The sequence below is a fragment of the Serratia sp. CY71090 genome, from assembly GCF_052166845.1.
Classification (GTDB): Bacteria; Pseudomonadota; Gammaproteobacteria; order Enterobacterales; family Enterobacteriaceae; genus Serratia; species Serratia nematodiphila.
Map to the genome: position 1 here is coordinate 1 of NZ_JBJNOA010000030.1, position 846 is coordinate 846.

General features: G+C 49.6%; 2 tRNA genes and 2 rRNA genes. All 4 read left to right on the forward strand.

From position 1 onward, the window contains the following. Positions 1-107: ribosomal RNA gene (locus ACJ8OK_RS24285) — 16S ribosomal RNA — on the forward strand; the annotation flags it as partial. Between the two features lie 74 nt (positions 108-181). After that, positions 182-258: transfer RNA gene (locus ACJ8OK_RS24290), tRNA-Ile, on the forward strand. Between the two features lie 39 nt (positions 259-297). Continuing rightward, positions 298-373: transfer RNA gene (locus ACJ8OK_RS24295), tRNA-Ala, on the forward strand. A gap of 207 nt (positions 374-580) precedes the next feature. Next, a 23S ribosomal RNA gene (locus tag ACJ8OK_RS24300) occupies positions 581-846 on the forward strand; the annotation flags it as partial.

The window sequence follows — 846 nt, forward strand, 5'->3', positions numbered from 1 at the left end:
TAGGTAGCTTAACCTTCGGGAGGGCGCTTACCACTTTGTGATTCATGACTGGGGTGAAGTCGTAACAAGGTAACCGTAGGGGAACCTGCGGTTGGATCACCTCCTTACCTAAAGATATTAGTTCGCGTGGCGTGCTCACACAGATTGTCTGATAGAAAGTAACGAGCAGAAATACCTTTATAGGCTTGTAGCTCAGGTGGTTAGAGCGCACCCCTGATAAGGGTGAGGTCGGTGGTTCAAGTCCACTCAGGCCTACCACTTCTCATGAAGTGGAAAAGGTACTGCGCGTGACTGTATGGGGCTATAGCTCAGCTGGGAGAGCGCCTGCCTTGCACGCAGGAGGTCAGCGGTTCGATCCCGCTTAGCTCCACCATATAGTCCGGTATTTCAATACTTCAGAGTATATTGGCGACAGTATGCTGCGAAGTATTTTGCTCTTTAACAATCTGGAACAAGCTGAAAATTGAAACATGACGGCTGAAATTTATCCCTCCGTAGAAGTACCGGGATGAAGAGTAACCTGTCATAGAGTCTCTCAAATGTTTGCAGCGCGAACGATGGAAACATCTTCGGGTTGTGAGGTTAAGTGACTAAGCGTACACGGTGGATGCCTAGGCAGTCAGAGGCGATGAAGGGCGTGCTAATCTGCGAAAAGCGTCGGTAAGGTGATATGAACCGTTATAACCGGCGATACCCGAATGGGGAAACCCAGTGTGTTTCGACACATTATCATGTCATGAATACATAGTGGCATGAGGCGAACCGGGGGAACTGAAACATCTAAGTACCCCGAGGAAAAGAAATCAACCGAGATTCCCCCAGTAGCGGCGAGCGAACGGGGAGGAG